The sequence below is a fragment of the Marinomonas pontica genome, assembly GCF_026191375.1.
Taxonomy (GTDB): domain Bacteria; phylum Pseudomonadota; class Gammaproteobacteria; order Pseudomonadales; family Marinomonadaceae; genus Marinomonas; species Marinomonas pontica.
Genome location: NZ_JAODTL010000035.1, coordinates 57,343 through 64,689, shown reverse-complemented (window position 1 = coordinate 64,689; position 7,347 = coordinate 57,343). Strand labels below are relative to the sequence as shown.

The following is a 7,347-nucleotide window of genomic DNA, read 5'->3' as shown; positions in this document are numbered from 1 at the left end:
ATTTTGCCATCAAAAAGGTACGTGCCCTGAAACTGTCTGTCTGAATAGTTACTCGCCATATGGGTAGCCTCTGCTTTATATGTCGTTAGATTTATGCCCAATACAGACGCATTGGGTTGTCCACCAACAACGCTTGTTGCAACTCTTTCGTTGGCGCAATATGAGGAATTACATCCACAAGATGACCGTCATTTGGCGCTTCCACTTTCATGTTCGGGTGCGGCCAATCGGTTCCCCACAATACACGATCAGAGAACTGCTCAACCAAAGTACGGGCAAAAGGATACACATCCGAATAATCTGGCGCATGCTGAGTCAAACGCTCAGGGCAACTCACTTTACACCACACATTATCGTTGTCCGCCATGAAGTTAACAAAGCGTTTAAAGTCAGGATGATCCACGCCATTGGCAACATTTGGCGTCCCCATATGGTCAACCACAATCGTGGTATTCAACTCTTTCAAGAAAGGAATCAATTCCTCAAGATCGGCCGCTTCAAAATACACAACAATGTGCCAGCCGAAAGGGCGAATTTTGTCTGCGATGGAGAAAAATACTTCTTTTGGCGTACTGTCTACCAAACGCTTCACAAAGTTAAAACGCACTCCGCGGACGCCCACAGCGTGCATTTTTTCAATGTCTTCGTGAGTAATAGAATCATCCACAAACGCAACACCACGCGCCAAATCACCCGCCGTTTCCAAAGCATCAATCAACGCGGAATTATCGGTACTGTGACAAGAGGCTTGTACGATAACATTGCGAGAAAAACCCAAATGGTCACGCAACGCAAACAACTGCTCTTTCGAAGCATCGCAAGGCGTGTATTTGCGTTTTGGATGGTAAGGAAATTTATCGGCAGGACCAAAAACATGGCAATGCGCGTCTACCGCGCCCGCTGGCGCTTTAAATTCTGGCTTACTTGGTGCCGAATGAAATGGAATATAATCTTTGTCCATCATGTTCAAATACCTTTTTTATAATTCGTTTTATCATCAATAAGAAAAAGCGTTATAGACCATTACCATGAGCAAACACTTGCCCATCAAATAATTTTCTCGCAGTGCGTAAAATAGCCGCTGAGCCGACATCGCCATTGTCTTCTTGATCCAAAATAACCGTCATTGCGCCGATCGGATGCTCTACATCTAATGTCATGCGCGCGCTTGATTCGTAGTTAGCCACTTCATTAGCCGGCGAGCCTTTTAGAACCGCCGCAGTCGCCACACTCACCGCACCCAACACGCCAATAGAAGCGTGACAACGATGAGGAATAAAAGTACGAGTGGAAATCGCGCCACCGTTGGTCGCCGCGCTCACCATGGTCATCTTAGGAACGGATTTTTCTTTCACGTCACCCAAATTCATCATAGGGCCAACTTGCAAGCGAATAGATTCTAGCTTCGCACGCAATACGTCATTGGCTTCAAGCTCTTCACGAGTCTCTGTCCCCGTAATGCCCATGTCCGCTGCGCGCATAATCACCACTGGCATGCCGTTATCGATGCACGTCACTTCCACGCCATCAATCACATCGACCACATTGCCTGTTGGCAATAAAGCACCGCAACTGGAGCCCGCCGTATCTTGGAAAACAATGGGAACTGGCGCTGAAAAGCCCGGTACGCCGTCAATGCGAGCATCGCCTTCGTACTGCACTTCGCCGTCTTTTACTAACACACGAGCCACCGCGATTTGTCCTGTATTTTCCATGAAGATACGCACAGAGGTTTCGCCTTCCTGAGCCGCAACCAAGCCACGTTCGATGGCAAACGGTGCAATGCCGGCTAAAATGTTGCCGCAGTTTTGCGCATCGGTAACAATCGCTTGATCAACAAACACCTGCAAGAACAAATAGTCTACATCGGCATCGTCGCGTTCCGATTTTTTCACCACGGCGACTTTCGACGTCAATGGATCTGTGCCACCAATGCCGTCGATTTGACGTTCATCAGGAGAGCCCATCACGCGCAATAAAAACTGCGCACGAGCATCAACATCAGTCGGTAAATCTGCGGCTAAGAAGTAAGCACCTTTTGACGTGCCGCCCCGCATCCACATACAAGGCGCACTCTTTATAACGCCTGAATGTTTAGACATACTTTAAGCCTTTCTCTTTTAGGCGTGGGCGCATTTCATAAATGTCTAAGCCCAATTCACCATTCGCCATACGTATGCGTTTTGATTCTTCATTCGCCATACGCTTACGAGACAATTCCAATACTTCAGCAGCATTCTCACGACGCACTACAACCACACCGTCATCATCGGCCACAATTACGTCACCTGGGTTCACCAAGGCATCAGCGCAAACCATAGGAACGTTAACGGAACCAACGGTTTCTTTAATCGTACCTTCTGCAAATACCGCTTTTGACCACACAGGGAAGTTCATTTGACGCAAATCACGCGTGTCGCGAACACCGCCTTCGATGATCAGGCCCACCACGCCACGAGACTGTGCAGACGTCGCAAGCAAGTCACCAAAGAAGCCATGATTAGAAGGAGACGTTGGAGCAAACACCATCACGTCACCCGCTTTGCATTGCTCAATAGCTACGTGCATCATCCAGTTATCGCCAGCGGCACCAGAAATAGTCACTGCAGAACCCGCAATGGTTTTGTCCATCTGAATCGGACGCATGTAATGCGCTAATAAACCAACGCGACCTTGAGACTCGTGGATTGTCGCTACGCCGCACTCCGCCAAACCGTCGATTACCGCTTGGTCTGCACGTTCAATATTTTGTACTACTACATTATTTCGCATGATGTTTTATCCCCTTGTAATCGAAAGCCTTACGCTTTTAGTCTTGAAAAGACGCGACGAGCATTGCCTTCAAAAATTTCTTGTTTCTGCGCGGCAGACAATACGGTGTTGTTATCGATATAACGTTTTGTATCGTCAAAATAATGACCAGATTCTGGATCGATACCACGCACTGCGCCAATCATTTCAGAAGCAAACAAGATGTTCTTCGTTGGAATAATATCTAATAGAAGATCAATACCACGCTGATGGTAAACACAGGTATCAAAGTAGATGTTATTCAACACGCGCTCAGCCAGGTCAAAACCTTGATCTTGCGCCATACCGCGGAAACGTCCCCAGTGATAAGGAACCGCACCGCCACCATGAGGGATGATGATTTTTAATTCAGGGAAATCTTTGAACACGTCAGACATCATTAGCTGTTGAAAGCCAGTGGTGTCCGCGCCTAAGTAATGAGAACCTGTAGTATGGAAACAATCATTGCAAGCCGCACTTACATGGATCATGGCAGGAATATCGTACTCACACATTTTTTCATAGATAGGGTAAAAAGAACGGTCGGCCAAAGACTTATCTTGCCAATAACCGCCACTTGGATCAGGGTTCAAGTTGATACCAATAAAGCCCATTTCTTCGACTGTACGTACGATTTCACCAACCGATTTAGCAGGATCAACACCAGGCGATTGTGGTAATTGCGCAACAGGAGCAAAGTTTTCAGGGAAAAGATCACACACTCGACGGATCAAGTCGTTTTGGTGCTCAGTCCAGTATTGGCTCGTGTATTCATTGCCAATGTGATGGCCCATCCAGCTAGCGCGAGGAGAGAATATGGTTAAATCCGTGCCACGCTCTTGCTGCAAACGAAGCTGGTTGTTGATAATACTGTCGCGGATTTCATCATCGGAAACAACAACGTTACCTTTTTCACCTACAAACGCAGGGTCTTTAGCAACTTGTGCTTTTTGATTATCGCGGTATTCACCCACACCTGGTGGAGTGGTCGTATAATGTCCATGGCAATCTATAATCATGTTACTGCTCTCTATTCTTATTTAAGGTAACAATCACGGTGATACAGAAAGGCTGGCAGTGACGCGATACGCCTTAATGTCTTCTAGGTTTACACCGTCATTTCATAAAAATCTGCAAAGAGTATTCTTATGCTGAGACATTTTGGCTATTTCAATTTAACCGAAAGGGTATTGCATTTTGAGATAGCCACTTTTTAACACAGGGTCTGAATTTACTCACTTAAGACATTTAATTTAAATTTCTCACAAAAAATAGGCTTCCACTTCAGACAAAAAGCACAAAAAAACATTGATTTTTATGACTTTTTAAAAAAAAACCAGTAGAATTATTTTTTTATATTCCTTTTTCGATATACGTGAGACATAAAAAATTCATTTCTAAAATCACAATAATTGCTACATTTTGGTAATGCTTTGATAAAAAAACAAAGCCGAAAGCTAAGCTTTCTGAAACACATGAAAACACTAATCTAAACGCAAGCTGGATTCGGGCATTGTTGATCCTAATCGAAAAAATATAGGGTATTTTCAAAATGATCCTATATTATTAGGCTTATGATACAAATGGCGAATTCTGAACCACCTGCCTATAGTTAACTATAGTGTAGAAATACAAAAATAAAATGATCGGGAACGTCCCGAGCTTGGAGATGCAAAGATGAAATTAACAAAAAAACTGACACTTGGTTTACTTGCAGCAGGCGCTGTAAGCAGCGTTAGCGCAGCGGATTTAACGCTAACCATTGGCCATGTAGATCCCCAAGACTGGAGCACCTCAAAAAAGGCGCCGCTACCGAGGTATTTAAAAACCTGGTTGAAGCAGAATCCGGCGGCCGTATTGAAGTAAATGTATACCCATCAGGCCAACTTGGCGGCGAGACAGATCTGGTTCAATCCGCACAAGAAGGCACGCTAAGCATGGCGATGGTGTCTGGTGCGTTTGCGAAAGTGTGTAAAGAAGCGTCCGTTTTAGAAATCCCTTATTTATTCCCATCAGCGCCAGTCGCATGGGAAGTGCTCGATGGCGAATTTGGTAAGGCCCTATCTGAGCATTGTTTGCAAGCAAGTGGATTACGTACGCTGGCTTACGGCGAAACAGGCTTCCGTAACTTCACCAACTCTAAACGCCCTGTTGCAGAACCCAAAGACATGAGCGGCCTGAAAATTCGCGTTCAAACTCTGCCTTTATACGTTGAAATGGTCAAAGCAATGGGCGCAGAGCCAACCCCAATCGCATGGCCTGAAGTACCCTCTGCGCTCACAACGGGTGTTGTTGATGGTCAAGAAAACCCTGTCAGCGTAATCGAAGCGAACAAGTTTTATGAGTTCCAAAAATACCTAACCTTAGATGGACACGTGTACGGAACAGACTTTTTGCTGATAAACGAAGACGTTTACCAGTCTCTTAGCGATGAAGATAAAGCGATCATTAACCGTGCTGCCAAAGTGGCTGGTACCATGGGTCGTGCCATCCAGCAATTCAACTCTGCAAAAGGCTTAAAATCGCTGGCAGAAAACGGCATGCAGATTACCACACCGACACCAGAGCAAATGACGAAGTTCCGCGATGCCGCTCAGCCAGCGGTGATCAACTGGTTGAAAGGTGAAGTTCAACCGGAATGGATCGAACGTGCTCAAATGTCTGTAAAAGTAGTGAGTAACTCCAACAAATAACGCTCATTGAAATCAGAGAACCGAACGCGTCATTAGAAGTGTTCGGTTCTCTTCCCTTTGTCACAACCCGGAAAGCTCACCATGAAGCGCTTCTATAAAAAAACTCTCGCAATTCTCACCGGCACTTCCCTATTCGTTATCTTTGCCGTCGTATTAGTCAGTAGCCTTAGCCGCTATTTATTAAATTCGCCGATTCAATGGAGCGAAGAAGTCGCCAAGTACGCCATGATCTACGGCACCATGTTTGGTATGGCATTGTGTTATTTAGAAGGGCTTCACATTCGATTTACATTTTTAGAAGACATGGTGCCGGAAAAAATCCGCCATCTTCTGCATTTTGTTTCTGACATTATCGCCCTTGTAAGTGGCGTTGTCATTACCTATTCAGGCTACTTATTCATGATGAAACGTGGTGCGATCCAAGCACCAGGCACTGGCATTCAAATGTACTACTTCCAAGTTGCTATGGTCATTGGAGGAGTTTGCCTTACCGTCGCGGCCGCCATTCGACTTGTTGAATACTTTCAGTCTCCCACATTAGAGAAGGGACAATAATCATGCTAGGTTTTGGAATTCTTATTGTTCTTTTGGTGATTGGTAGCCCAATTGCCTTTGCCATCTTATTGGCCGCTGTTGGACACGTTTATACGCTGCCATTCAACGTCAGCCTTGTCGCACAACGTATTTTTAGCGGATTGGATTCGTTTTCTATTCTAGCCATCCCATTGTTCGTCTTGGCGGGCGAGCTCATGAATGAAAGCGGCATTACCAGCCGCATCATCAATTTCGCAAACGCATTAGTGGGTCACATGAAAGCGGGTCTAGCGCACGTCAACATTTGGGCGTCGGTGATTTTTGCTGGACTATCTGGCTCTGCCGTAGCAGACACATCAGCACTTGGCCGCGTGTTCATCCCCACGATGGAAAAAGAGGGTTACCCTCGCGCCTTCGCGGCAGCATTAACCGCCGCGTCGTCCGTTATTGGCCCGATGATTCCACCCAGCATTCCCGTCATCATTTATGCTTTGATCACCACTGGCGTTTCCGTACCGGCCTTGTTCCTTGCTGGGGTTACTCCAGGACTGTTCCTCGCGATTGGTTTGTCGATTTATGTCTATTTCTTCGCAGGACATTACGCGCCAATCAAAGCAAAACTTTCTATGAAAGAGCGCTGGAAAGCCTTTGTTGATGCATGGATTCCGCTTTTCATGCCGATCTTCATCGTGGGTTCAATCCTGACGGGCATTGTGACACCAACCGAAGCCGCGGCATTTGCGGCGGCGTATGCTTTGCTTGCCGGCATTTTTATTCTGAAAAGCCTCAAGCTATCGAGCTTGCCGCGCATTTTCATTCGAGCCATGCGCGACTCTTCTGTTATTTTGATCGTCATTGGAGTAGTGGCGGCGGCGAACTGGTTACTGACCTTCTCACGCGTGCCTCAAACCGTTAGCCAATTGGTACTAGAACAAGTATCCAGCCCTTGGATGTTCTTGATTCTTGTGAACGTTATTTTGCTGGTGGTTGGGCTGTTCTTAGAAGGGATCGCTGCCATGTTGATCTTATTGCCGATCCTTCATCCTATTGCGATGAGCCTTGGCATTGATCCGGTGCACTTTGGTATTGTGGTTATTTTCAACCTAATGATTGGTTTGGTGACACCACCTATGGGGATTTGTTTGTTCGTATCCAACTCGATTGCCAATGTTGGCATCGCGGCCATTTCTAAGCAAATCATGCCACTCTTTTTAGTAGAGCTTGCGGTTTTGATCTTAATTACCTTTGTACCAAGTACGGTCACTTTCTTGCCGACCTTATTTGGTTATTAACACCACACCATGTCAAAACAATCGGTTGAACTGTACTA

The 7,347-nt window shown here is 45.9% G+C and carries 8 protein-coding genes; 4 read left to right on the top strand and 4 right to left on the bottom strand.

Annotated features, from left to right (window positions below; translation table 11 throughout):
- Positions 1–91: 91 nt before the first annotated feature.
- The 4 genes from N5P32_RS08610 to N5P32_RS08595 are packed head-to-tail and all read right to left on the bottom strand — an operon-like array spanning position 92 to position 3,809.
- Positions 92–964 (bottom strand): amidohydrolase family protein, encoded by an 873-nt coding sequence (locus N5P32_RS08610; RefSeq protein WP_265728676.1) that lies wholly within the window; start codon positions 962–964, stop codon positions 92–94.
- Positions 965–1,013: 49 nt separating this feature from the next.
- Positions 1,014–2,102 (bottom strand): 4-oxalomesaconate tautomerase, encoded by a 1,089-nt coding sequence (locus tag N5P32_RS08605; RefSeq protein ID WP_265728675.1) that lies wholly within the window; start codon positions 2,100–2,102, stop codon positions 1,014–1,016.
- Positions 2,095–2,772, bottom strand: a complete 678-nt coding sequence (locus N5P32_RS08600) for a 4-carboxy-4-hydroxy-2-oxoadipate aldolase/oxaloacetate decarboxylase (RefSeq protein WP_265728674.1) — start codon at positions 2,770–2,772, stop codon at positions 2,095–2,097. Before N5P32_RS08600 ends, N5P32_RS08605 begins: the two co-directional genes overlap by 8 nt.
- Positions 2,773–2,801: 29 nt before the next feature.
- Entirely contained in the window at positions 2,802–3,809 is a 1,008-nt protein-coding gene (locus tag N5P32_RS08595) for an amidohydrolase family protein (RefSeq protein WP_265728673.1), read from the bottom strand.
- 658 nt (positions 3,810–4,467) lie between these two features.
- Between N5P32_RS08595 and N5P32_RS08590 the strand changes: the two genes are divergently transcribed.
- From N5P32_RS08590 to N5P32_RS08575, 4 genes are all read left to right on the top strand, one after another.
- Positions 4,468–4,656 (top strand): hypothetical protein, encoded by a 189-nt coding sequence (locus tag N5P32_RS08590; protein ID WP_265728672.1) that lies wholly within the window; start codon positions 4,468–4,470, stop codon positions 4,654–4,656.
- Positions 4,575–5,483, top strand: a complete 909-nt coding sequence (locus N5P32_RS08585; RefSeq protein WP_322783851.1) for a DctP family TRAP transporter solute-binding subunit — start codon at positions 4,575–4,577, stop codon at positions 5,481–5,483. Before N5P32_RS08590 ends, N5P32_RS08585 begins: the two co-directional genes overlap by 82 nt.
- Positions 5,484–5,564: 81 nt before the next feature.
- Positions 5,565–6,038, top strand: coding sequence for a TRAP transporter small permease (locus tag N5P32_RS08580; protein WP_265728671.1), 474 nt, complete (start codon positions 5,565–5,567; stop codon positions 6,036–6,038).
- A gap of 2 nt (positions 6,039–6,040) precedes the next feature.
- Positions 6,041–7,309, top strand: coding sequence for a TRAP transporter large permease (locus N5P32_RS08575; protein ID WP_265728670.1), 1,269 nt, complete (start codon positions 6,041–6,043; stop codon positions 7,307–7,309).
- Positions 7,310–7,347: the final 38 nt, after the last annotated feature.

Excerpts from the sequence above, each read along its gene's own strand:
- N5P32_RS08610 (WP_265728676.1), bottom strand. The coding sequence starts at position 964 with ATGATGGACAAAGATTATATTCCATTTCATTCGGCACCAAGTAAGCCA.
- N5P32_RS08605 (WP_265728675.1), bottom strand. The coding sequence starts at position 2,102 with ATGTCTAAACATTCAGGCGTTATAAAGAGTGCGCCTTGTATGTGGATG.
- N5P32_RS08600 (WP_265728674.1), bottom strand. The coding sequence starts at position 2,772 with ATGCGAAATAATGTAGTAGTACAAAATATTGAACGTGCAGACCAAGCG.
- N5P32_RS08595 (WP_265728673.1), bottom strand. The coding sequence starts at position 3,809 with ATGATTATAGATTGCCATGGACATTATACGACCACTCCACCAGGTGTG.
- N5P32_RS08590 (WP_265728672.1), top strand. The coding sequence starts at position 4,468 with ATGAAATTAACAAAAAAACTGACACTTGGTTTACTTGCAGCAGGCGCT.
- N5P32_RS08580 (WP_265728671.1), top strand. The coding sequence starts at position 5,565 with ATGAAGCGCTTCTATAAAAAAACTCTCGCAATTCTCACCGGCACTTCC.
- N5P32_RS08575 (WP_265728670.1), top strand. The coding sequence starts at position 6,041 with ATGCTAGGTTTTGGAATTCTTATTGTTCTTTTGGTGATTGGTAGCCCA.